The 24,800-nt window shown below is 46.9% G+C and carries 17 protein-coding genes and 1 pseudogene; 4 read left to right on the top strand and 14 right to left on the bottom strand.

Going from position 1 to position 24,800, the window contains the following annotated elements:
- Nucleotides 1-11: 11 nt before the first annotated feature.
- Both QU660_RS03090 and QU660_RS03085 read right to left on the bottom strand, forming a co-directional pair.
- A complete protein-coding gene (locus QU660_RS03090; protein ID WP_304946878.1) occupies nt 12-371 on the bottom strand; it encodes an ArsR/SmtB family transcription factor in 360 nt (119 codons plus the stop codon).
- A 332-nt stretch (nt 372-703) separates the two neighbouring features.
- The gene (locus QU660_RS03085) at nt 704-949 is read right to left on the bottom strand and encodes a helix-turn-helix domain-containing protein (RefSeq protein WP_443027779.1); all 246 of its coding nucleotides are present in this window, start codon (nt 947-949) and stop codon (nt 704-706) included.
- A 280-nt stretch (nt 950-1,229) separates the two neighbouring features.
- Between QU660_RS03085 and QU660_RS03080 the strand changes: the two are divergent.
- Nucleotides 1,230-2,144 (top strand): annotated as a pseudogene (locus QU660_RS03080) (IS3 family transposase).
- Between the two features lie 252 nt (nt 2,145-2,396).
- Here QU660_RS03080 and QU660_RS03075 read toward each other — a convergent pair.
- The 7 genes from QU660_RS03075 to QU660_RS03045 all read right to left on the bottom strand — a co-directional run bounded on the left by QU660_RS03075 (nt 2,397) and on the right by QU660_RS03045 (nt 10,154).
- Nucleotides 2,397-2,837: a GNAT family N-acetyltransferase gene (locus tag QU660_RS03075; RefSeq protein WP_304946877.1), complete on the bottom strand. Its 441-nt coding sequence runs from the start codon at nt 2,835-2,837 to the stop codon at nt 2,397-2,399.
- Between the two features lie 275 nt (nt 2,838-3,112).
- The gene (locus tag QU660_RS03070) at nt 3,113-3,955 is read right to left on the bottom strand and encodes a Rossmann-like domain-containing protein (protein ID WP_304946876.1); all 843 of its coding nucleotides are present in this window, start codon (nt 3,953-3,955) and stop codon (nt 3,113-3,115) included.
- 263 nt (nt 3,956-4,218) lie between these two features.
- Nucleotides 4,219-5,556 carry an MATE family efflux transporter gene (locus tag QU660_RS03065; protein ID WP_304946875.1) on the bottom strand — a complete coding sequence of 446 codons (1,338 nt, stop codon included), beginning with the start codon at nt 5,554-5,556 and terminating at the stop codon, nt 4,219-4,221.
- Between the two features lie 117 nt (nt 5,557-5,673).
- The gene (locus tag QU660_RS03060) at nt 5,674-6,654 is read right to left on the bottom strand and encodes a CobW family GTP-binding protein (RefSeq protein WP_304946874.1); all 981 of its coding nucleotides are present in this window, start codon (nt 6,652-6,654) and stop codon (nt 5,674-5,676) included.
- A gap of 27 nt (nt 6,655-6,681) precedes the next feature.
- A complete protein-coding gene (locus tag QU660_RS03055; protein ID WP_304946873.1) occupies nt 6,682-7,743 on the bottom strand; it encodes an NAD(P)-dependent alcohol dehydrogenase in 1,062 nt (353 codons plus the stop codon).
- Between the two features lie 725 nt (nt 7,744-8,468).
- Nucleotides 8,469-9,347, bottom strand: a complete 879-nt coding sequence (locus QU660_RS03050) for a hypothetical protein (RefSeq protein WP_304946872.1) — start codon at nt 9,345-9,347, stop codon at nt 8,469-8,471.
- Nucleotides 9,348-9,377: 30 nt separating this feature from the next.
- The gene (locus tag QU660_RS03045; protein WP_304946871.1) at nt 9,378-10,154 is read right to left on the bottom strand and encodes a hypothetical protein; all 777 of its coding nucleotides are present in this window, start codon (nt 10,152-10,154) and stop codon (nt 9,378-9,380) included.
- 141 nt (nt 10,155-10,295) lie between these two features.
- On the opposite strand from QU660_RS03045, the gene QU660_RS09885 reads away from it, so the two are divergent.
- The 3 genes from QU660_RS09885 (at nt 10,296) to QU660_RS03035 (ending at nt 12,345) form a co-directional block, all read left to right on the top strand.
- A complete protein-coding gene (locus QU660_RS09885) occupies nt 10,296-10,688 on the top strand; it encodes a transposase (RefSeq protein WP_443027787.1) in 393 nt (130 codons plus the stop codon).
- Between the two features lie 64 nt (nt 10,689-10,752).
- The gene (locus tag QU660_RS03040; protein ID WP_304946870.1) at nt 10,753-11,913 is read left to right on the top strand and encodes an IS256 family transposase; all 1,161 of its coding nucleotides are present in this window, start codon (nt 10,753-10,755) and stop codon (nt 11,911-11,913) included.
- Nucleotides 11,914-12,111: 198 nt separating this feature from the next.
- Nucleotides 12,112-12,345, top strand: coding sequence for an ImmA/IrrE family metallo-endopeptidase (locus QU660_RS03035; protein WP_304946869.1), 234 nt, complete (start codon nt 12,112-12,114; stop codon nt 12,343-12,345).
- A 121-nt stretch (nt 12,346-12,466) separates the two neighbouring features.
- Here the strand turns inward: QU660_RS03035 and QU660_RS03030 are convergent, their stop codons facing one another.
- The 5 genes from QU660_RS03030 to pglX are packed head-to-tail and all read right to left on the bottom strand — an operon-like array spanning nt 12,467 to nt 24,782.
- Nucleotides 12,467-14,833, bottom strand: coding sequence for an AAA family ATPase (locus QU660_RS03030; protein ID WP_304946868.1), 2,367 nt, complete (start codon nt 14,831-14,833; stop codon nt 12,467-12,469).
- Complete coding sequence (gene brxL / locus QU660_RS03025; protein WP_304946867.1) at nt 14,830-16,950, bottom strand: protease Lon-related BREX system protein BrxL; 2,121 nt, start codon at nt 16,948-16,950, stop codon at nt 14,830-14,832. Before brxL ends, QU660_RS03030 begins: the two co-directional genes overlap by 4 nt.
- A 23-nt stretch (nt 16,951-16,973) precedes the next feature.
- Nucleotides 16,974-19,586 carry a BREX-1 system phosphatase PglZ type A gene (gene pglZ / locus QU660_RS03020; RefSeq protein ID WP_304946866.1) on the bottom strand — a complete coding sequence of 871 codons (2,613 nt, stop codon included), beginning with the start codon at nt 19,584-19,586 and terminating at the stop codon, nt 16,974-16,976.
- Nucleotides 19,587-19,589: 3 nt separating this feature from the next.
- Nucleotides 19,590-21,014: an ATP-binding protein gene (locus QU660_RS03015; protein WP_304946865.1), complete on the bottom strand. Its 1,425-nt coding sequence runs from the start codon at nt 21,012-21,014 to the stop codon at nt 19,590-19,592.
- Between the two features lie 36 nt (nt 21,015-21,050).
- Nucleotides 21,051-24,782, bottom strand: a complete 3,732-nt coding sequence (gene pglX, locus QU660_RS03010) for a BREX-1 system adenine-specific DNA-methyltransferase PglX (protein ID WP_304946864.1) — start codon at nt 24,780-24,782, stop codon at nt 21,051-21,053.
- Nucleotides 24,783-24,800: the final 18 nt, after the last annotated feature.

Genomic DNA, 24,800 nt, shown 5'->3' with positions numbered 1-24,800 from the left:
ATTAAAAAATATTATCTCTGCCAAAGATGCTCAAATCCCTTGTCAATAATCTCTTTCACATGATCATCTGCCAGCGAGTAGTAAACTATCTGTGCTTCTTTACGGAATTTTACCAGATTCGCTAGGCGTAATGCCTTTAACTGATGCGAAATTGCAGATTTTGTTACCCCCAGTAGCACTGCAAGATCACATACACACATCTCACTCTGTTCTAGAGCGTGTAAGATTTGTACTCTAGTTCCATCTCCAAATAGCTTAAACAAAGAAGCCAACTGGATATAATCATCTTTTGGCTGCATCTTGGATTTCACATCATTCACAATATCCTCATGAATTACATCGCAATTACAAATATAAGACGTTTTTAACATATATTTTTCTCCCGTAATAATAGTTGAGCAATTGCTCAACTATTATTATACTTATTTTAAAATTTATGTCAATAAGCTGATGTTAGTTCCCCATAAATTTTACAATTGAAATCAGCTCTTTATTTTTTTCTTAGTCTTTTTTCTTAGTCTTTTTTCTTAGTCTTTTCTCCCAGTATACTGTTTTTGCTTTCTTGTCACACTTCCATCTGCATGACGTTCCACATTACCATAATCGGGAAGCATCATTCTTCTTGCCGCCATATCATTACCTCCAATCCTGTTGTTGCTTTCATTATTGCGGATTCATCGTCCATACTCAACGATGTCGATTTTCACCGCCGAAAGCTTCGAGGTTCGCAATATGTCGTAGCACGTTCCATCGGTTTTGCACGGTGCGTACATTTTGCAATGTACTCCTGAATCCCCACTTCTTTGAAATAAACGCAGCCGTTTTCCACATACTGAACATAGGAGATCAAACCGTCTGTTCTTGCAGCATCCAGTGTTTTTACGCTGATTCCCAGTATGCTGGCTGCCTCTTTCCTTGTAATCAGTTTATCCATCGCCTTCTTCGCCATCCTTTCGGCATTTGCCCTGTCTTTTTATCTCTGCTTGTTCCGGAATGTAATATCCAAGCTGAATCCTTACAGCTTCATACAGTTTGCTGACGGTAGGGAAACAGTAAGGTATTCCGGTTCTGTCAAGAGAAGATCATTCTGAATTTCTTTCTGAACCAACTCCGAATAATGATTGTGTTCAAACAAAACATCCAAAAGAATTGTAGTGGTACAGTGAATTTGTAATACCTCTGCCTGATAGGATTATAATGTCAGCAGAGGAGAAAAGCACATGACTTGAATAACAGACGAAACCAGACGAAAAGTTGTCCGTGCACACATTCAGGACGGGCGCACGATTGCCAGCCTTGTAGCTGAGTACGGCATATCCGGAGCCACTGTTTCCAACTGGGTACGCTCGTATCGCTAAGAATGCCAAAACATGGATGAGGAGAAGTAAACGCTTATTACAACTACCTCAGAAATGCGAAAGCGAGTCAGCACGCTCAGAAAGCTCATTGTTGTCAACGGATTCAAGCACTTTATCATGATTCTCCTGGTGTCATGGGACACCGTGAGCAAAACAACAGTTCACAAATACATGAATCGTGAACTGCAACTGTACTCGATTTGTCGCCGAAAGAGACCCGCATACCATCGGGGATTAGCTCATAAAATTTTCCCGAATCTATGAAAGCGGAATTTTTCTCCTGAGTGGCCGAATCGTGTTTGGTGTACCGACTTCACATATATGACACTGACAAATGGAACCATGCGCTATCATTGTTCCATTATTGATTTATACGACAGAAGCGTTGTTGCCGGTGAAAACAGCTCTTTTATCACAAGTTCCCTGGCCGTGCGGACGTTTGAAAAAGCGTTGTCAAGTGCAAAGGCTACCTCACAGAACCTGATTTTGCACTCGGATCAAGGAAGTCAGTTTACTTCCGCAGAGTTTGTACAACATTGCCGGGAACTCAGAATTTCTCAAAGCATGAGCCGTGCGGGCTGTCCGTATGACAATGCGCCGATGGAACGCGATTACAATACCTTAAAGACCGAGTTGATTTATCAGCATAATTTTGAAACTGCAGCAGAACCGGATTATGCCGTTTCAGAGTTTGCTTACGATTGGTACAATCAGATACGCCCGCACTCATATAACGGATATCTGACTCCGTTTGAAAAGAGATCGGAGTGTAGCATTAAGCAGTAGTGTTACAAAAAGGGTTGACCACTACACTTCACCAAAAGTGCCCGACACAAACATGCCAGGCACAGTTATTCTTGTTACAGAGTTCTTTACCGAAGAGTAGCGTCGGAAATTCAAAAACTAACAATCATCTGCAAATCCGCAAGCGTGAGTTTTATGTCACATTCTTTCCTCGTTTCCGGACGTCGTTGATTTCCCAAAATAACCCTGTACCGATTACATTTTATCTTCACACGGTAATATCCGGCTCTTCTCCTATCTTCTTAAATAACCTCGCACTCCGGAGCTGTATCCCCAGTTCATCCAAGTGAAAATGTAAAATCGCCTTGCTGTCTTACTCGCAGTACTGAGCACGATAAATTGCACATCCTTCTTGATTGTTTCTTCTGCAAAGCGAAACAGCGCTTCGCCGATTCCCTGCGAGCGCTTTTCCAGAACAACATACAACTCCTCAACTTCAAAGTACAGGGTTCCCTCCGGCATGATAGATTTCATGTTCTTCGCGGTCTCAATCTTGCCGAGCAGGTACGCTTCAATTCCGTCTTCATCCTCCGCGAGGAAAATCCGCTTTCCCTCGATGTCCGCTTCCGTATTCGGATAATAGCCGTAGCAACTCTGTTCCGCCGCCCACTGCGCGGACAGCTGTATCAGTTTTTCCAGTATCTCCGGGGATTGCTCTGCCTCATATTGTTTCATATTCATCCTTTCAGACAACTGTCACATGTTTGTCAAAAGCAAATCTTTCAATCCATAGGCAAGGTTTGTCCATGCGTTTCCAACTATACTCATTCTTCCGTACTTACGGAAACAACACAGGGGGCAAAGGGTGCACTTCTCCGTATTTCTTTTCGATTCACCTTACTTCCTGCATAGACTTCCGTCAAGTTAGAACACGGAAGATGCCGGTATGCCCGTAGCATTTAAAAAAAAGGAAAAGGCAGCCCTTAATAGGACTGCCCTGCTCCCCCGGATTATTTCCGGCGCAGAATATATAAATCCATGAATTTTAAATCCTCCCCCACGGGTAGCGGCGCAAGCTGCGCCTGCAAATAGCTCTCTTTATCTCGTACCGAGGCACTGAAAATAAAATTGTAGCCGCGATTAAAGAGATATGCAGGGCAAAGCTCGTTGCTCGGGCCGTAAATACCGCGTACCTCTGCCTTCTCACAGCAGGCCAGGATATCCCGGTAACTGTCATTGACGATCGTGCATCCCGTCATAATAACCATATCCAGAGTCTTTAGCACCTCCGCATAGTCGATGGCACTCTTCCCGAGGTGCCAGTGAATTCCCTCCGGATAGACTTTCATGCCCTCTCTCCCGATGCGGTAATTCAAAAGTCCCTTCTCCGGTCGTAAATCAAAGGCATGAAACTCCTCGCATTTTCCGAGGAAAAACTGATTGTAAAGTCCATAGCCTATAATGCCGACTTTCTTGCCCGAAACATCATAGGGAAACTGCAATCCCGGCTCGCGCACAATTCCCTGCTCTGAGAGTCGCTCTGCGGTGTTGAAGGGCTTACTCATCAAATTCAACAGTGCGACAAGCGGCTCTCGAAGCGTTTCGTCTCCCGATTCCAAAAACGTTTTAATTACCAGATCAACCGGCATTCCGAGCTCTTTTGACAATACAGCCTGATACGCCTCCGGGCTCTTCTCCTTCCCCACACGTAAGCACTGCGAGACCCGGCCCCTCGTATCTGCGCACATGAACCAGCGGTACTCAAGGATAAACTCATCCAAAACCGGCATTTCTTCCCGCTCGGTTTCGTATAGCTTTCCGAGCCGTTCATATATCTCTTTTAAATCTTGCATCGTATCACTCCCTTCATAAGAACATTTGCCGCTAACGGCACTGCACTGTTTTCCGGTGGAAAAATCAAACCGGGATTTCAAGGCTTGTCCTTTGCAACGTTTGAGCAGCGAGTTAAGTATTGCTAATAAGCGTTTAACGCATCGCGTCCTGTCTTTCCACCGGAAAATCAGTGCGCATAGATAATTGTTGCCGCATCAAAAAGACAGCCCCTCACTTTCGTAAGAGGCTGTCTCGAATGCAACGTAATCCCTTTTCCGGGTGCTTAGGCCTGCACTTTCCTTTCGGGCCACGCCTTCCTGAGCGCGATATAAGAGATCAAAAAGTTCGCAAACCAACCTGCCGGAACCGCAAGCCAGACAAAAGCAATGCCAAAACGCGGCGCAAACAGCAGGGCGACCGAGAGGCGAATCGCGAGATTCACCATGTTTGCAAGGAGAAACAGGAGCATTTTACCGAGTCCGCGAAGCACGCCGTCCGTCGCCATTTTAATTCCCATGAAAAGAAAGAAATAGCCGAGCCACTTCATGTATTCTCCGGACACCCGATACGCGAGTTCTGTTCCGTCCCTACCCAAAAACAGCTCGGAAATGCGTGTGTGCAAGCTTTCAATGATCAGAAACGCAAGTAAAGCAAAACATGCATCCAGCAGCAGTGCGGCACGATACCCTTTCCGAATCCGCTCCGTCTTCTTGGCACCGAGGTTCTGGGAGACAAAGGGAGAAACCGCATTGCCGATGGAAACAAAAATCAGCGAAAAGACATTCTCGACCCGCATGGTAGCCGCATACCCTGCGAGTGCCTGGGTTCCGAAGGGATTCACAACCGCCTGAACAATCATCATCCCGACGGAGACGGTGGACTGCTGGAGTACAGACGGGACCGCAATCCGCAGCATGGACTGTAATTCCTGCCTGTCAAAGCGACGAAAACTTCCCTGATAGCGCTTCATCCGCTTCAAAAAAATAAGAAGCGATAACACTGCGGAAATGCCCTGTGCAATCAATGTCGCAAGCGCTGCGCCGAACACGCCGAGTCCCAGTCCCGCCACCATTCGGTAATCCAACCCTATATTGAAAGCCGAGGAAAAAATCAAAAGTCCCAGCGGAATCTTGGATTCGCCTATGGACGTGAACATGCTCGAGAGAATATTGTACATGAACAAAAACGGAAAACCGACAAAATAGACACGAAGATACAACACCGCCGTGTCCAGGATATCATCCGGCGTCTGTAAGACGCGCAGCATCCGCCGCGAAAAGCAAAAGCCGATGATGCCGAGGCATATGCTGAGCAGCAAAAAGCTGATAAGCGAAGTCGACACGATGGTCTTCATCTTGTCGTATTCTTTGGCCCCGAAATAGCGACTCACCAGCACACCGGCACCGACACCTGCGCCGAGGGCCACACAGATGAAGACATTCGTGAGCGCCGCACAGGCACCGACCGCAGCGAGGGCAGACGATCCCACAAATTGACCGACTATAATGGAATCGGCCATGTTGTAGACCTGCTGAAAGAAGCTGCCGAGAATCAGCGGCATCGCAAAAACGGTCAGCGCCTTGAGCGGCGCATCTGTAATCAAATATTCATCTTTTGACATGCGATACCCCCCGCGCTGTGCATTGTCCTTCCCTTTTGTTTCATCCGGATTATACCACAAAAAAAGAGACCTTCCCCTCACCTCTCGCCCCTGCGAACGTGTAGGTCGGAAAATCTCTTATCTCTGATTTACCGCGGCGGTGAAGCGTATCTTTCCGCGCTGCGCGATGTTCTTTTGATGTATCACACGGCGTATCGCCTGCTTCGCGATTCCGTGCCCTATGAAGACCGCGACGGCATTTTGATCTGTCTCTTGTACGGCAGAGTCGGGATCTTCGAGGCGCACACTGTAGCGTCCGTCCGCCACGTCAAAGCGAAGCGCGCAAGCCCCTGCAGGAATCAGGCCTTTGGCACGAATGATATTTCCGTAGCGCCCACGTATCAGCGCTTCCAGAAACAGTAGAAACGGTTCCGGAGCGCCTACATAGGCTTTCTCCATCGAAAACGTATCCGGTAATTGCGTTTCCGTTTGCGGCGTCGCACTTCGAAGCTCCGACTTCGGCTCGCCTACATCGGCCGCGCTGCGTAGGAGTTGCTCCCACCATGCATCATCCGCGTCTTTATAATGCGTCGGGCATATCTCGGCACTCGGATTAATCTTCCGCAATTCGCCGATTAAATGCCGCACTTCTTCCGCGGATGCCTGTTCCATCTTGGTAATTGCAAGATACGAGGCATTGCGAATCTGATCCAGATAGAGTTCCGTATATTTGGCGCGATAGCGCTGAAAACTGAGGCCGTCCACCAGAGTCAGTGGCTTTAAGATCTGAATGCGCTCATAGGTGATGCGATTCAGGCTCTCTATGACATTGGACAGCATGCCCACGCCGGTCGGCTCAATCACAAGATAGTCGGAATCCACCGTGTTCGCAATCGTCAATACAGAGGCAGTAAAGTCGCCCTTCATCGAACAGCAGATACAGCCTTCTGCCATTTCCCAGATATTGACTTGTCCCGTCTCCGCACTGTTCTTCAATACATCTCCGTCTACACCGACGGATCCGTATTCGTTTTCAAATACGGCAATTTCCCCGGCGTTGCGCCGGACAAGCTCCCGAATAAAGGTAGTCTTGCCGGCGCCGAGGAAACCCGATATCACGAGTATTTTCATGAATCCAAACGGTTATTAGTCAGCCAGCTTCACAACAGGCTTAATCAAATCGGCCGGCTTGTCGCGCATCAGGAACAGCGCCTCTTCCATGTGATCCCAGCCGTCAAAAACGTGGGTGCTGAGCGGGCTCACATCCAGCTTGCCTGCCGCAACCAGCGCCCCGAGCTTCTCCATGCGGAGACGTCCGCCCGGCATCAGACCGCCGTTGATCATCTTATGCCCCATGCCCACGCCCCATTCGGTGCGCGGAATCTCGATGGAATCGCCGGAGCCGAGATAGTTCACGTTACCGACCTTGCCGCCCGGCTTCAGGCACTTGACTGCCTCCGCGAAGGTCTCAACACCGCCGCCTGCAATGACAATCTTATCAACGCCCTTGCCGTTGGTCATAGCCAGCACCTGCTCGTAAATCGGGCCGTCCTTATAGCTGATGAAATCTGTTGCGCCGTAGCCCTTCGCTGCCTCTACGCAGACCTTACGGGTTCCGACAGCAAGGATTCTGGACGCACCGCGCATGTTCGCACCCGCAACCGACATCAAACCGACCGGACCTATGCCGATGACAAGAACCGTATCACCGAACTGGACATCCGCGAGCTCAACGCCGTGGAATCCGGTCGGGACCATATCGGAGAGCATGCAGGCATCTACCGTGTTGATGTTGTCCGGAAGCTTTGCAAGGTTTCCGTCCGCATCGTTCACATGGAAGAACTCGGAGAAAACGCCGTCTTTGAAATTGGAGAACTTCCAGCCTGCCAGCATGCCGCCGGAATGCATGGAATAGCCCGCCTGTGCCTCCAGGGAGTTCCAGTCCGGGGTGATTGCCGGAACCAGGACACGGTCACCCGGCTTAAAGTCCTTGACGAGGGAGCCGACCTCGACCACTTCCGCGCAACCCTCGTGACCGAGGATCATGTTGTGACGGTCGCCGATGGCACCTTCCCAAAGCGTGTGAACGTCCGAGGTACAAACCGCAACTGCCAAGGGGCGGCAGATGGCGTCCATAGGACCACACTGCGGACGCTCCTTTTCAATCCAGCCGGACTCTCCGATTTTGAGCATTGCGTAACCCTTCATTCAATACCTCCTTCTAAACTGTGTTTGTTTTTTAACTGTATGCCTGTGGCTTACAGCGGTTAACTCTGTTAAATAATTCACTTTTGTTAAGACAAACATAGCATGCGGACACGAATTCGTCTACAAGCTTTTCATTAAAATTGCTGAATTTATGTTCTAAATTCCGTGCATTATTTTGGCAGTATATACAAGTTTGCACTCTGTTTGCATTTATTGCCCGTGCAAGACTACGAAATCCCGTCCATAGCTCGGCGTTTCGAAACACTTCCCGCTCACCCCCGCGTAACACGCACAAAAAATAGCTCCGGCAATCACAACTTATCAGCTGATACTTCCGGAGCTACACCATACCATTTGTTATTGTCGTTGCGCCGCAGCACAGCATTTCATATTGCAAGCGAAGTCAATCTATGGAGCTTTTTGACGGTTTCATATATTTTTATGAACACGCCCACACCTCCATAAGCAAAGATAGGACAAGGCTTTTTTGATGCCTAATGTTCATAATCCCAAATATAACAATATAAACTTCCATGCCAGTTTGTGGCGGAAATGTGGCGGCTTATGCTGCGCCACAAAAGAAAGATGCTCTGCAACAAAACAAGACAGGAGACTGAGGAACGCACTTCCTTTGTCTCCTGTTTTATTAAGAAAATTTCTTTGCCAAAAGCTTTAAAAAAGAAAATAGCGCATACACAACTACGGCAATTAAGGCGCTATTTGGCTTATCCCTTAGCTTTTTCCTGCATTTGGTTCATAGTTGTGGAACTATCATCTTCGATATTTGGAACTTGCTTTTTCAATGCAGCGACAATTCTTCTGCCTCGCATTTGAATTAGTTGATTTACATTGCTCAAATATTCATTTAACTCTGTTTCGTTTTGAGGCAGAAATGCGCCCGGATCTTTGACCGAAAGATAGCTCTCCTCCAAAAACACTTGATGCCGCTTGAATAGCGGAATAATCCGATAGTCCTTATCTACATAGTCATTCAGAAAAAACGTGTCAATATAGTCCTTAAAAACCTGTGTGCTTGTATTTTCTTGAATCAGCTTCAAAGACAAATCGAAGAAGTCATAGACGAAATAAGGGTTGTCATCATTCCCTCGAAACCCTCTGTATTGATTAAAAGAACGAGTGTCCCTTTGCGGTGAGAGTTGGAATGGCACCAATGTAAAGTTGCCAATGGTATGTGTTAAAGAAGCGAATCTTGCTAAAAAGTTGTTCTGTTCAAGTAAATGGGGTGTGTTGGAATAAACAGATTTTGCGGTACGATAAATCGTAGAAAAAGAATTCATCGTATCGCTGCCCATTCGTTTCCATTGTCCTTGAAAACAGCCAGACAGCGGTTCAGGCAAATGAAAGCGGTTTTCGTATGTCCAGCCCCATAGCCTATTATAAATGTCAGATGTCAAAGAACACGTTCCATTAGAACTATCACAGTCAAATTTTGGCATTTCTTTTGCTTTATAGAGCTGAAACTTTTTGAGTGGATTTGTCTCATTATTTACATCCGGCCAAGGGCCTTCGTTTTTGAAATCGTATGTAATCAATGATTCTAAAGAATTTCCGGATACAAGATACATTTCAAGGTTTTTATGCATATATTCTCCTTTTGCAAGCTTACACAGATATCATTCAACTCTAAAACTAGATAGAATGGCGATGACTTCTGTTTCCTCCTGTTGCGTAAACTGTCCGTCTGGGGCAAATGCCACAAACATAACATTCGCAGAATAAAAAAAAGCCAAGTCCATATAATACGCGCTGTTCATGATTTGCACTCCTGCGCTGCTTTCGGGCAATACTGCATAGCTGACAGTCCCATTTTCAACGGGAACAAAGTCTGAATCGCTTATTGCGTCCATTTCACCTATTTTTTTCAATTCAGCGACCATGAATTTACCAAGGCCAGAATAGTCTTCTGCTTGAACATAACCGGGGACAAAATCAGAATCAGCAATCTTTGAAACTTCAAGTTCTGAATAGTGAACCGCACTACCTCCGCCGATATCCTTTTGGTGAAGATTGATAAAATCAATGGACACGCCTCGCTCATTAGACAATGTTACCCATTCTGAAATTGCAGTAACATCTTCCTTTGTAACGTTCCAGCCGTCAGGACAATTAAAGGAAAAAGCGGGATAAGTAACTGCGTTTATTTCTCCGAAATGTGTTACATAGGTATGACTAAGCTCCGGCTCTTTGACTTCTGCCTCTGTTGTTTCTTCTGCCTCTGTTGTTTCTTCTGCCTCTGTTGTTTCTTCTGGCGCATTCTCCTGATCTGCAGCAACACCAATTTGACTATCAGCGGGAACTTCATTTTTGGCATGGGTTGCATTTGTGCAGCCGCTTGATAATGCTAAAATCATGGAGAAAATCATCAAACTGATTACCCTTGTGTTTTTCATGATATGTGCTTCCCTCGGTTGGTGTATTTTTTTTAAATGGCCGATTGTAAAATCATGTTGAACAGATAAACTGAAAAGTCCATAAAGCTTCTCTTGGGTAGAATGTAGGAGCTCAATCATCATTCACAAGGAGAAGACCCTATTGACCAAGTACATTCTATACCTGAACACAGGAAGGGTAAACATCTTTCATTTGAAGAACGTGTTGTCATTCAAACTCGTCTCAAAGATGGATGGACACCCAACAGGATCGCCGGAGAGTTAGGTTGCGCGCCAAACACCGTTCGTAACGAGATCAAACGCGGTACCGTCACTCTTTATAGAGGCAACATCTTCCGTTACAAGACGAAAGTCGGGCAGGCCGCCTACGAGAAGAATCGTGAAGCTTGTTGCCGTCGCTATGATCTTCTTGAAAAGAGCGCATTCATCTCTTATGTAGAAGTGCACTTCTTTGAAGACGAATGGTCGCTGGATGTCTGTGCCCACCGCACTCTGAAGGATGGAACGTTCGAGAGTATGAAAGTTTTTCTGTAAAAACGGAATAAGAAATACCTTCAGGGGCTTCTGTGATATACACTAATCACAGGAGGCCTTTACTATGGCAAAAAGAGAAAAGAAACCCGTCCACAAAGTCGTGATGACCGAAGGCAAACGCCAGATCATCCAGCAACTCCTACAGGAATACGACATTGAGACTGCCGAGGATATCCATGATGCTCTAAAAGACCTGCTCGGCGGCACCATCAAGGAGATGATGGAAGCCGAAATGGATGACTACCGTAACGGCTACAAGGAAAAGACTGTCAACTCCAGCTACGGTTCTATGCGAATCGACGTCCCGCAGGACCGCAAGTCCACGTTTGAGCCTAAAGTCTTAAAGAAGCGGCAGAAAGACATTTCTGACATCGATCAGAAGATCATCTCCATGTATGCCAAGGGGATGACCACCCGCCAGATCTCTGCCACACTCATGGATATCTATGGTTTTGAGGCCTCTGAGGGATTCATATCGGACGTGACGGATAAGATCCTGCACCCCATCCTCTACATCGATGCAATCCACTACTCGGTTCGGGATAATGGGATTATTCGGAAGATGGCGGCTTACGTCATACTCGGGATCAGCTGCGAAGGAAAGAAAGATGTCCTGACAATCGAGGTCGGCAATAACGAGAGTGCTAAGTACTGGCTGGCCGTCCTCAACAGCCTTAAGAACCGTGGGGTTAAGGATATCCTGATTATCTCAGCTGACGGGCTGACTGGGATCCGCGAGGCGATCCAGACGGCTTTCCCGAAGACAGAATATCAGCGCTGCATCGTCCACCGGGTCCGGAACACGTTAAAATACGTGTCAGACAAAGACCGCAAGGCCTTCGCCAATGACCTTAAAACGATCTATAATGCTCCCAACGAGGAACAGGGGCGCGCCAACCGGGACCGAATCACAGAGAAGTGGTCGGAGAAATATCCGAACGCCATGAAACGCTGGGAACGCGACTGGGATGTCATCACTCCGATCTTCAAGTTTTCCGCAAATGTGAGAATCGTCATCTACACGACGAACGCAATCGAGAGTCTGAACGCCACATACCGCAAGCTGAATCGTCAGAGAAGCGTTTTCCCCAGTGCCCAGGCTCTTCTGAAGGCCCTGTATCCGGCCACCTTTGAAGCCACGAAAAAATGGAGCATGACAATCCGGAACTGGGGGCAGGTTTACGGCGAGCTGTCGATCATGTACGAAGACCGGCTTCCCGAATGACACGATAAACAGCCGAAACGGGCGGATTTCTCCGCCCGCTGTAGACATGTCAACCTGTATCCGTTATAAAATAAGCAACCGTCTGAAGGTCGATAACGCTGCTTTTTGTAAGCCCTCAGACATAAATCCTATCACAGGAAATCCTATTTACAGAGATTTCTTCACACACTCGAGAAAACCACCCCGATTCATGAGTTCATGCTTTACGATATGAAATCCAAACCTGAATATGAAGCCAACATCGTAGCAGCAGAAATCCTGATGGACAGCGATGAAGTCCTTCGCTACATCTATGAATATGGATACACCGCCGAACAGATTGCCAGTGCGATGTCCACTGACATCAATCTGGTTGTGCTGAAGGTAGCACACCTGGCCACCCTTGGCTATAATCTGCACGCACTGGAACATAAGAGCAACTTTTTGAAATAACGTGCCATCGAGGAGTCTTAACCGGCTCCTCTATTTTGTTGCAAATTGTGCAGATGCCGTCTGCACAATTATCAGTGAAGGGGCAGTTTCTACCATTTATGCGCTGGTTCATTTCATGATTTTATGTGAATTCTTTTATCTTGCTGCACCAGCCCTGAATTTGACAATCCGCATCATTTATATCAGCCAAATGTGCCTTTACATGAACCGGATTCAGCAAATACATAAAACACAAAATATCCCGAGCCGTTCTTTTCTTTTCATCCGGAGAGAGGACTGCAACAAAATCGGCATCTACAAGAGTTTTAGCTCGTTCCTCCATATGGCTTTCTCCATTAAGAACCAGGCGGTACATCAAGTTTTCAAAATATGTTACATAGCATTCTTCACCAAGTAAAGATAAGACATCCTTGTCACATGATATTGCATCTATGGGCTTTTTATAAACAAAAGTCGAAAAAGTCTCCAATGCCCGTCGCATTGTATTCCCAATTATCATATCATTATCAGGAGTACCATTAACTGCAAAATCATAAATCGTTTTTAAAAGCTCGCTATATTCGTGCCTTTTTTTGTACCTGAAATCAACAAGCTGCCGATTTTTCAATTCCAGAAGGAGGTAGTTACATTCAGTGCCGATTTCATCCTTTGCGGTAGCTTTTATCTCATTAAAGGTTTTTTCCAAGTCAAATACAGCTGGTAGATCATGCGTCATGACCAATAATTTTGAATTGCGATTTCCACACATAATTTTTCGCATTTGCGATCTCAAAAAAGATATGATACCGATTTTGTTTTCAAAATCAAAGCTTGAAACTGGGTCGTCGATGACTACCAATACCTCATTTGTATACGCATCTTCTATAGCACAGCCCGAAAGCATTTCTGCGAAGAAATAACAGAGTGCAATTATATTACGTTCCCCGAGCGATATATCGTTTGGTTTTACGTCTGCTTTATTTGACTGGAGCAGATATACACCGTCTTTCACTTTTATTGCCAATCTGTCATTAGCAAAAAAGATATAGCGAAGATTACTATTGATTACATCAACTGCAATCATAATGTTCTTCTTCTGCGCAAGTAATTCGTCAAGCGTCTTCTTCTTGGTCAGCGCATCTTCCTTTAATTGCTCGAACTTGGAATCAGCATCTTCCTTTTCTTTGGACTGTTTTAAATAGGTCTCATAGATTGGCAAAATCTCATAATAGGCCCTTTGCTTATTTAACACCTGCAATTCGGATCTGATCTTGCTAATATCACGAAAAGGTTTATTGTACTCTACTCTTGCGGCTTCCAAGTCTCTAATTGCACTCTCTAACGCAGCCCGCTTTTCTTGGAGTCCAAATTCTACCCCTAATATTGGTTCAAAAGGATTGGCAATTTTCTTCTTGATTTCCGTATTGCACTTTTCTATTGCATCATTTAATGCAGCAACCGCATTTTTTACGTTATTTACCGTCGATTGATTAAGTTTACTAAATGGATTAATATCAAAACTTATCTGTTGGAATATTAGCTTTGATAAGCATTCCTTGTGATCCTCAACTTGCCTGGATAGTACCTTTTTTATACTTTCAATTAAATTATTCTTATATTCCTCCGTAACTGGCTGTAAGCAGAAAGGACATTGTTTCACAGCTTCATTAGAGAAAGTTTCCTCTATTTTCTGAAGTTGACCGGACTCAACCAGAGTGAGTAGAAATTCTTCTCGTGGTGTCAATTCAGGCTTTTCTATTCTTTCTGCCAGGATCATGATAATATCATCATCTCTAAACTCAGGAATATGAACTTGAACGCTTTGTGAAATCGCTGCACTTCCGCTTTTCGCAGCAGAAAGCACATCATATTTTTTACGATATTCAGATTCTACATCAGCTTCAGATAGTGCTGGGGCTGATGAGATAATCGTATTATAAGTGCTATCATTAACAGCGGCGTTACGACGATATTCTTTAATTACTCTTTCTCTGCCAGCCCAGTGAGTATCTCCAGATAAAGCATTATTCATTTTAGCGCGGTGATATGCGGGCGCAAGAACAGACGATCTATCTGAATATGTGTTGCATACTTCTTCCTGCTGCTTTCTCGCATTTTCGCTAGCCGTCAATGCGTCCTGTGCTGCAATAATTTTTTCCTCTAACTCTGCTTGTACGCCAAGCATAATTATCGTACTTAAACCATCTTCTTTTAAACGAACATTTCTTTGTATATACTCCTCATTAAAAACATAGACTCGCCGCGTAGCTTCATCTGTTCCCTGCACCACAGGATTGCCGTTTTCGTCGAGCAATGCTGCACTATCAATATCGCTTACATCTCCACCGTTAACTTTTATAAAAGCCTTTGCTATTGTGGTTTTTCCGCTTCCGTTTCTACCATACACAAGAGCCATTCGTTCATTTTGATTCCGAAATATGGGCAATTCCGTTGCAGATGTAAAAGAACCCCCAGTGAACTTTATTTTACGAACCGACTCAATCATCATTCCACCCCCAATGCCTTAAACACTGCATCCTCAGCGCTGCTATAAAAGATCAAATTAAAGCTCCCAATCAAATCTGCCGGAACTGTCGTCAAATCCGCCGCCGAGGTAATCGGCAACAGCACTTTCTTCGCACCGCTGTCCATGCATACCTGCAAGGAATTCGCCAGTTCATCGGCTTTTATCATTGTTCCGCTGATGCTGATCTCCCCCAGGACAGCCATACTGCTAAGTACGGGCTTGCCCAGCGCGATGGAGCACAGCGCAATCAGAGTCGGCAGCGCTAGTTTCCCAGTCATCCCGATGCCCTGCAAATCCTGATAGTTGATGATGTAATCCCGCATCGTAGTGCTGATGCTGCCACTGATACGATTTCCGTTTGCTTTCAGGAAATTGAACGCCGTATTCGTGGATTCCTTGCAATCACGGTCGCTACCAAGGCCAGTGCGCTCAAATTTTCCGTTGCCGGGCAGCATCTGGCTTTCAAGGCGGAATACGCCGATCATACCGGACTTGCCCTGCGAAACGGTATAGACCTGACCCGGATTGCACATCCCTTCCGGAATCAGCTTGCCGCCGCCCTGTTCCGGAACGGAAACGTAATGCTCCTCAAAGGTCTCATTGTCTATGTAGGAGAAGTTCACATCGTAGAACTCCATGCCGCCCAGCTTTTTCAGCTGATCCTTCACACGACGGCGCATTTCGAGCGAAATCTGGATGACTTCCTCCAGTTCTTCCTTGGTAAACTCCCCATCAGGATAGAGCAGCTTCAGATAGCCATCCACCATACGGCGCACGGCGATGGTATCACGTTGGTTCAGGTTCTTGCCCAAACGGAAGTAATGGTCGAGCGCATCGCCGTACTGTTCCTTGCGCAGTTCCCGGATGAACTCTGCCAGATAATCGCTGATAAAGCCATAGTCATTCGTGAAATGCTCCGGGCGGAACTTCGGAATCTCCCAGCCGGGGAGATAGCAGTGCATACGGTCGAGAAATGCCGTGTCGGTGCCCATTTCCGGCGGGAACGGGTCAAACAGGCTGGACGTTTTCAGCAGCACGTCCACGCTCTGATTGATGTTACCGACAAAGACCATCGAGGCCGTTGCAGCCTTTTCTTCCTTGCCGCGAGCGAAAGAACCGGAGGCCATGTAGTCCTTCATAATCTGCACGCCGTCTTTATCCTTGAAGCGAATACCGGCCACCTCATCGAAGGCAACACAATCCCATAGGCCAACCAGACCAACTGTCTTGCGGCCCATGTTATAAAACAGGTTTGCCACCGTCGTCTGCCCACCGGAGATCAGAATACTGTTTGGCGAGATTTCTTTGTACAGATGTGATTTACCGGTGCTTCTCGGCCCCAGCTCACACAGGTTGAAGTTGTTCTCAACCAACGGAATCATACGGGTCAGCAACAGCCATTTTTCACGATAAGTAAACTCGTCTGGCTCCATACCGATGGAGCGCAGCAGTACATCCAGCCATTCATCCTTTGTAAATGCCTTGCGTCCCTGCTTCAGCTCGTCAATGTCAATGTGCGGCATCTGAATCGGTGTTAGCTTGCGGATGCTGATGGGCGAAATGTCCTTCTGTTTCTTCTGTTTAGAGCGCAACGGATCGCCATCGGCATTGATAATGCCAAAGCTGCTGTCGCCCTCCACTTCATATTCCAGCTGCACAATGCACCAGATACCGCCGCACAGCAGCCGGTCGTATTTCTCCGGATAGTCGTCGGAAATTGGCACATTCGTCAGGCCAAGATTGGAAAATTCGGCAAAGAAACAGTCTTTCTTGATGTCCAGATGCACTGTCACCATATCAATAATGGTATGGCTCCCGTTCTTGCGCAGTTGTGAGAGAATTTTTTGAGCCTCATCCGGGCGGGCAAAGTTGTCTGCCAGAATACGTTTCACATTCTGAACGCCCTGCTCAATGATTGCCTCATCGTCTGAACTACAATACTGACCCAGCAGGAACTCCAGCACATAGACCGGAACATTTGCTCCTTCTTTTATTTTCTTTGTCAGGTCTTTGCGGACGATACGACCGTCAAAGTTGCTACGCAGCTTTCGACGCAGTTCTTCACGGGTATCGTCTACCGCCATATCCATCATTTCCATACGGAATTCCTGCCTCCTCTGTATCAGAATCCGAATCCAAAGTCATCCGCAAAGGCAATGTCCATGATAACAGGCTGCCTCCACTGCTCCAGACCGCTTTCTTCGTCATAAACCACAAGGTAATATTGCTTGTCCTTGTCGTATTTCTTATTCTTGAATGTGAACCGCATCCGGAAGATACGCTTCTGCGCATTTTCCTCACGACTGTCCGCCACATAACTGTTTTCGTTCGAGATTTTCTCATTGTCTTCCGAGAGGAAGAAAATGCGGTACTTTGCCGCTTTTACAGTATCACTGACGGCATCCGACTGGATAAAGTCCATGGAAGTGATCAGGTTCGTAATCTTATGGACGATGCTGACCAGGGCAATCTCTGCATTCTTTGTTTCCATGTGACCGCGTTCCATCTTAAACTCCAGTACAGGCACCAGCATTTCCTGTGGTGAGGAACCGCCATGCACATAGTTAGCACCGCCTCCGGCCACCTTAAAGACATTGCTGCTGACAGGATAGGAGACCACCTTGCTGTCCTCATTCCCCAGAACGCGTCCCATGCTCATATGATCGATGCCGTCATTTTCCAGTGCCGCCTTGGAAACAATAAATCTGCGATTGACAAATGCTTTGTCCGCGATTTTCCCGGAAATCTTGTCACTTTCTGTCAACTTATCACGCTTGTAAATAAAGCCATGATCGGCAGTGACGATAAAATGATAGGTGTTGCCGCTGACGGAGATTCGATGAATCAAATCCATAATTTCCTGAACAGCTTCCTCACACGCATGAAACACCTCATCCTCGGTATTAGCCTTGTCTCCACGCGCGTCGATCTGATTATGGTATACATAGATAATCTGACGTTTTGTCAGCACATCTCGCAGCTCTGCCACTTTCAGATTTTTGATATCATCGAACTGTACACAGACACTATCCGGGTTATAGCTTTGCAGCACCTGCTGCCGACCTGCCAGATTATCGCAAAGGATACCATCTACCAGCACCTGGAAGTCATCCGTCATCTCCAGTGTTTTATGCGGCAAAAGTGCTGCCATACCGAGCCTCGTATAAGACGGAAGAACACCCAACTGTACAGAAAGTTTTGCCGTGCATTTCGGGTCATCCTGCATTCTGGAAAACAACTCCTGTCCTACCTCGTAACGCATGGCATCCGAAATGATAACCACGGTGCGTTCTTTGGTATAGCGCAGGTTGGCATTGTAAAACTCCCGCTGCAACGGAATTGCCGAAAATGCAGCATCCTGCTGGATTCCAGCATTCCAGGCTGGGAGCAGACAAGCCAGATATTCGTTCGTGTAGATATTTTCCACCAGTTCACGAAGCGGCTCAAAGCTTTCCGTGCTCTCCAGCTGTTGGCCCAGGCCACCCTCTCTTGCCCCTTCGGTGCAATTCACCTTGTCGTAATAATAATAAAATTTCCGATACTGCTGATCCATATTGTAATCCGCAGCCAGATATCGGTCGATGATTGGCTTTAAGCCATCTGCGGCATGGTAATCCGCTTCCTTCACCATGCTGTATGCACTGGAAAGCAGCTGATAGGTCTTCCCGGTCTTTCTTCCAAAGTGCATTTTAGCCCGTTTTTCACAGAGTTCCGGAATGGTAAATCCGTTTACGATTGCACCAATATCTTCCGAGACAAGTCTGTCAATGAGCCACTTTACCAGAACCTGATCCACGGCAAGGAAAGTATCGCACTCCATCAAATCGTCCACTCGCATTCCTGCAAATGCCGAAAAAACATTCAGCCCTTTGGCAACGTGCGCCGACAGAGCGTCGTATTTGTCCCGGTACAGGATGCTGTTCATCAGGCTATCGAGAAATGCGATGATATTACCGGACTTGTAGGAGACAAAGCTCTTCCATGCTGCCGGAAGCTCTGCCTGCACATATCGACCAGTATAAGTAACGAACAATGTTACCAGCAGCCGTTCCAGACTCGGCTTTGTATCAGTGTATCCGAAATGCTGCTCACAGAGCTGCCAGAATGCAGACAGCAGATCGTATTTTTCAAACTCCTGCAAGAAAGCATTGTCCACCAGCTCGCCACGGCCCAGGCCGGTCTCTCTTTCGCCTTCGGCGAAATTCACCTTCTCCGTCAACACGATGCGCACAACTTCCTCAAAAGAGCAGGTACGCGCCTTGCAGACTGCACTCAGCAGGCCGACAAGGATATTTTCTTCATTAAAGTTCTCGATTTCCAAATCATAGAATCGCTGAGTACGCTCCTTGTTGGCGAAAAACTTGATGTGCTTCTCAATAACCGGCTTATACTTTTCCTCAATACCAAGGTCAACCGACAGCAGGGAGGCACGGTCGGCAAAGAACCGCCTGGAATAAGCACAAGTGTCTTCCAGATGGTTGTCCCTTACATCCGGCTTGCGGAACGGCGCATAGATCAGATAATTCGTGGTCTTATCCACACGCTCCAGAAAATACTTTGTATAGAACTGGTTATCCGGCTGAAGATAGTAGATCTTCGCATTCTGGAGCTCCACCGTCTCCATATCCTCGGCAAATTCTGCCTTGTCATCGTACCAGAAAACCAGTTTCCGGGTCTCCCCGGTAAATTCCGCATTCAGGCGGTCTATAATTTGTTTCAGGTTCAATTCTGCCATCTGCTACTCCTGCTGACCGATAATGATCCATTTCCCCTTCCTGCTGGAGCCTTGTCGCTCAATCAGGCCTCGCTTTTGCAAATCAGCCATCAAGCGCTTTACGGTCACGATGGACACATGCAATTTTTCTTTCAACTCAGCCTGCGTGATGGAAGGCTTCTCCCGGATCAGGTTCAGGATTTTGGTATCATTTTCGGAAATGGTATCATTGGTATCATATTTGGTATCATCGGTATGAGACCAATCTTTTTCCGGGAGCTGACGGTACATATTCACCCGGAAATCCCCGTCAAAGTCAATAAATTCAGGCTCCGGCAAGCCATACTTGCTACACTCACGGAGGATCCGGGGAATGCCGCTGCCCCATTTTTCAATGATCTTCATATAAGAAAAGGCGGAGGCAATGGCACGGTTCCGGGGCTTGGAATAGCCTTCCTTCATCTTTTTGATGGAAACGCCATTCAGCAACATACCGGGGGAAGTAACCTCCAAACGGTCATCAAAGAGTGCCACTTGGATGTTGCCCGGCTCCAGATATGACCGGTGTGCCACAGAATTTGCGATCATTTCCCGCACACTGTCCACTGGCAGCTCGTACATGTCCTGCCGGTACATGCCCTGTATCCGCATCCCACGGTTGATCTTCTCCAGCACATACTGGAAAGCGGCCTCCATCTGATTTTGTATAGGGCCTTCAAACTCACGCCGGTCTACAAAATACGCCCGGTCTTTGCCTTTGAAAACGGCGCACTGGATAACCGGCTTGTACCTTGCCTGCCCGGTGAGCAGGGCATAGGCATTGGTAGGAACAACAGCTCCATCCTTTTCAGCCAGAACGCCCCAAGAAATCAGAACATTCTGTGTCACGTCCTTGACGTTCAGCTTCTCGCCTTCGGTCAGGGTATTGCGGATCGCCGTAGCCTTCATTTCAGCACAGAGGCGTTCAATATCCTCCGGCGAAATTGTCAAACCTTCGCAAATCTCGCAGTCATAATAGCGGTTCTGGCCTTCCAGAATCAGCTCTTTTAACATGTAATCGGCCACCGGCCTTGTGGTTCCAGCCGACCGGACATACGTACCACTGACCATTCCCTTGAACTTGATAAAGTATGGCCGCATTTTGCCGGGGAATATCTCCACCACGATGACAGTCTTATCCCCCACGGTCTGCAAGGTTATATCCGGAAGAATGGTCGGCTCACAGCTATCCGAAATTGCATTGGTAATGGCATCAATCGTCTGGAAGATGCTGTCCGTATCCATGCCCACCACTTCCAGCGTCTTATCATCTACGCCAAAAATGATTTTGCCGCCACGGCCATTGGCATAGGCCACTACTGTCTTCATGTACTTTGCACTGTCCTTCGGAACAGCGACTTTATATTCCACATTGACGGACTCGCCAGAAAACAGCATATCCTTTTCCATTGTCATCCCTCTAAACGCTTTTTGATAAGTATACCCTTATATCTTTGCCAATACCGGGTATTTTACGCCGTCCACAGTCTGGACTTGCTCATAGTTGACCTTCACGCCGTCATCAAGGTCAAGCTCGATACGGGAAAGTGCCAGATGGCTGATCTTCTCATCGTATTCCCGGCATTCCTTCAGCTGCTTGGCAAGTTTATCCTTGCGCTTGGAGGCTGCTGCCACTTCACGGGCATTCTCGCTGTGATCCATCATATCCTGCATCCGGTTGATCTCGGATTCATACACGCGCTGCATCTTGTGCAGGTAGTCGATACGCAGGTTGCCGATGGTGTCCGGCGTGTAGCGGTGAAGGTAGATCAGCGCCTTGAAGCCGTTCTGCTTGCCGCTGTCAAACAGCCAATAGATTGGACGCTTGCCGGAGCCAGTGACAGAGTAAGTCTGGCAGTGATCCTTGAAGAAATCGTTCAGGAAGTAGTTACGGATAATCTCCCGGCTGGTGCTGCCCTTATTGCCAAGGGCTTTTGCGATATAATCGAGGTTTGCTTCCTGTGTATCAGCACCGTACGCTGCTTTCAGCCATGCACACAGGCGCGATACGATATCATCGTCCAGATATTCTTCATCGGTGATAGGGATAACATTGTCGGCATCCGGGAAGAACATTTCATCAACCACAACACCCTCATTGCGGTATGCGCGCTGCAATTCTTCGGCAGAAATCGTTCCGGGGCGGTCGTTCATCTTATCCACAAACGCCTGCAAGGAATACGGTTCTCCCGCAAAAAGCAAGCCATCCTTATAAGTAGAGTAGCGGCCAAACATACAACCCACGGCGTAGCTGAGCAGGCTCTTGATATCCCGCTGCAAGTCAGCCTTGCGTACGGTCACATCTTTATCTTCTACTTCCGGAGTCAACTCATTCTGCAAGCCGTAAATGTCAATAAAAATGCGGTTTAATTCTGTCTCATTAGCCTTGAGCTGGGCGAATCGGCTTTCACATTCTTTGCTCCAGTTATCAAAATGCCATGATAATCTTCCGAACTTCTCCATTCTGGAAGAAGCAAATTGTGAATTCAGTTGCTCTTGTTTCATCTGATGTGAGGGAACAAGTGGATGCCGTTGAAAGTCCCATGCTGTTTCAGCTACATTCCAGTCTGCCTTAGCAAGCTGAACATTATCTTTAACAAGTTGAATTACAGCACTTTCCATTTCGGTGTCTATGATAACGGGTATTTTTCCTATTGGCCCTTCATGAAAATCTACTGTAGGACAAAGAACCTGCAAAAGTTCATATACAACCTTTGAATTCACAATACCAAGAACATAGTATAAATGGGAAGTTGAGCTGAAAAAGCAAACCGATCCTTTTGTTTCAAACAGATGCCCCTCCGGACTTAAACGCATTGATAATTGCCCTATGCTCAGAGTAGACCAAGTAATTCCTTCCCTAAAATAGTAATCCATATTTTGCGGCCTTGAACGCAGCTTTCCATTTTCGTCTCTAAAGTTGCGTATTCTATATCCATCATTCTCCCAGTCTACCACATAATCATTGTTACCATACCATTTTCTGAATGCGCCACCTTTATTACAGGGGAACCACCTACAATGAGATTTCATTGCCTGTTCTCTTGAGGCACAATTAAAACCAATATCTGCAAAACTGCACTCATACCATAATCGAAGAAATAAATCATTGTTGCCAGTGGCAAGACCTTGTTTTGCCGCACCAATAGTATTTATTGCGGGATTATTAAATGCTGCAAGCATCTGCCTTCCAAGCCAATACGCTATTGGACTTCCCGGTATTTTGGAGAAGCAGTCTGTGCTCACTTGAGCAAAGCGATTTACGCTAATAGGAAACTCTGCGGGAACTTCATCTTTAATATCTTGCATTTTAATGTAATTATAGGTTCCCTTATAGCCAGATGTATAGCTATTGCGAAATACAGTAACTACCGTTCCAAAAGCAATCCCCATCACCATATTTTCCATGTGCATCAAATTTGTAATATCTTTACTCAGCAAAATAGTGGTACGCATTTTTTCAAAGCTGCTCAAAAACATCCAGCTTTGCATGGTAACCATGCAGTTAAATCCGTTTTTAACGGTCATCTGATTTCCTTTTTCAATGCAGCAGGCAAACAAATCACTTTTGCTGTCTGGATAGTTCTTTTTCGTAAAATCCGAGAGCTTGGCATCCATCCCCGAACTGCCCATATACGGTGGATTGGTCACAACCACATCATACTTCCACTCCATCGTCTCCGCGATGTCAATGAGGGTCAACAGCTGCGCCACGGTTCCTTCCAAACCGGCGCTATCCATCGTAATCTGCTCTCCGGCATCCGCAGCGGACACAAAGCGGCGCAGCAGCTCCCAGTTGTAGTTCTCCACATTCAGGATAGAGCCGTACTCCTTGGCATCGGTCAGGGTGTCCAGTAGACCTTCCATCTGCATTTTAGCGGCATTCTTTTCAATATCGCCCATCCCTGCGCCGAAATATTTCAGATGCGCACGGTTGATGCTGTTGCTCTCCTGAATGGCATAGACATGACAGGTGTTCTCACCGTTTAAGATACGGCGGTTGTACTGCCGTGCCTTCATCATCACGGCAAAGTACGCCAGCTGATAGGCACGATCATCAATGTCCAGACCGTAGATGTTATGTTCCAGAATGCTCTTTACAGCATCACGCTGGCTGTAACCGGCACTCTCGTAAATCTGCATCAGCACATCAAAGGCATATACGAGAATATGACCGGAACCCATGCAGGGGTCGATGAGCTTGATATCCTCCGGGTTCAGGGCAGCGTACTCTTTACGAATTTCCGAAAGTTTTGCCTGTATCTCCGGCTCCTGCTGTGCTTCTTCCAGATAGTATTTCCAGTTTTCTTTCAGGCCGCAATCCGGGTGTCCTTCCACCCACAGACGGCCAAGGCTATTTTCCACCATGTAACGGACGATCCAGTCCGGGGTGAACAGCTGGGTCACGGCAGGGATTTCCTCTTTGGTGATCTTCCCGTTCTTTGCAAAGGCAGCGGCCTTCGGTTCGGTATTGTAATACTGGTACAGCCAGCCGATGATCTCCACCTGACCACCGCGCTCGATGTTGAAATCATCCTCCGGGATATCGTGAATCAGGTGATAGACTACACCATCCTGGTTGGTAACGGACAGGCTGAGCAGCAGCTCGGTGTAGTTCTTTGTTTTTTCAAACAGAGCAGGCAGAATCTCGTTCAGAGCGTTGCACTGTTTCAGGAACAGGATGCGGAACACCTCGTCCAGCTTGTTGTCCTGCTTTAGCTGAAAAATCTGAGCCTCTTCCTCCGCAGTGAAGGGCAGCTCTGCGTCAAACGGCGTTGTGACCAGATCCGGCTCCAGCTTTCCGCTCTCGGAAGAAAGCACCCGGATATGGGAAGGCAGATAGTCGTTGACCTCCATGAAACGGATGGCGATCAGGCGGTTGAACCATGTATAGGCAACCTCCTCGATCACATACTGATATGCGGTTTTGTAGTCGGTATCCTTTTCCTTCTGTTGAATAACCTCTATCAGCTTGTCACGCTGATGCACGGCCTCGCCGGAAATCGAATATGGTTCTGCGGTGCCAATATCGAAGAACTGAGTACCGCCGAAGCTCTGCGGCAATGGCTTTGCAATGCCGTCCTCCGTAATACCGATCAGGCGGGCATCATAGCTGACATCTGCAATCAGCTTATTCCGCGCCCAAATCGCAAAATTCTTTATGGCTGTCTTGTTCATGGAGCCAATCCTCCTGTT

Source organism: Stomatobaculum sp. F0698, assembly GCF_030644385.1.
Taxonomy (GTDB): domain Bacteria; phylum Bacillota; class Clostridia; order Lachnospirales; family Lachnospiraceae; genus Moryella.
This window is presented reverse-complemented; position numbering and strand designations above follow the sequence as displayed.

Coding starts and splice junctions, on each gene's coding strand:
- QU660_RS03090 (WP_304946878.1), bottom strand. CDS start 371: ATGTTAAAAACGTCTTATATTTGTAATTGCGATGTAATTCATGAGGAT.
- QU660_RS03085 (WP_443027779.1), bottom strand. CDS start 949: ATGGCGAAGAAGGCGATGGATAAACTGATTACAAGGAAAGAGGCAGCC.
- QU660_RS03075 (WP_304946877.1), bottom strand. CDS start 2,837: ATGAAACAATATGAGGCAGAGCAATCCCCGGAGATACTGGAAAAACTG.
- QU660_RS03070 (WP_304946876.1), bottom strand. CDS start 3,955: ATGCAAGATTTAAAAGAGATATATGAACGGCTCGGAAAGCTATACGAA.
- QU660_RS03065 (WP_304946875.1), bottom strand. CDS start 5,556: ATGTCAAAAGATGAATATTTGATTACAGATGCGCCGCTCAAGGCGCTG.
- QU660_RS03055 (WP_304946873.1), bottom strand. CDS start 7,743: ATGAAGGGTTACGCAATGCTCAAAATCGGAGAGTCCGGCTGGATTGAA.
- QU660_RS03050 (WP_304946872.1), bottom strand. CDS start 9,347: ATGCATAAAAACCTTGAAATGTATCTTGTATCCGGAAATTCTTTAGAA.
- QU660_RS03045 (WP_304946871.1), bottom strand. CDS start 10,154: ATGAAAAACACAAGGGTAATCAGTTTGATGATTTTCTCCATGATTTTA.
- QU660_RS03040 (WP_304946870.1), top strand. CDS start 10,753: ATGGCAAAAAGAGAAAAGAAACCCGTCCACAAAGTCGTGATGACCGAA.
- QU660_RS03035 (WP_304946869.1), top strand. CDS start 12,112: ATGCTTTACGATATGAAATCCAAACCTGAATATGAAGCCAACATCGTA.
- QU660_RS03030 (WP_304946868.1), bottom strand. CDS start 14,833: ATGATGATTGAGTCGGTTCGTAAAATAAAGTTCACTGGGGGTTCTTTT.
- brxL (WP_304946867.1), bottom strand. CDS start 16,950: ATGGAAATGATGGATATGGCGGTAGACGATACCCGTGAAGAACTGCGT.
- pglZ (WP_304946866.1), bottom strand. CDS start 19,586: ATGGCAGAATTGAACCTGAAACAAATTATAGACCGCCTGAATGCGGAA.
- QU660_RS03015 (WP_304946865.1), bottom strand. CDS start 21,014: ATGGAAAAGGATATGCTGTTTTCTGGCGAGTCCGTCAATGTGGAATAT.
- pglX (WP_304946864.1), bottom strand. CDS start 24,782: ATGAACAAGACAGCCATAAAGAATTTTGCGATTTGGGCGCGGAATAAG.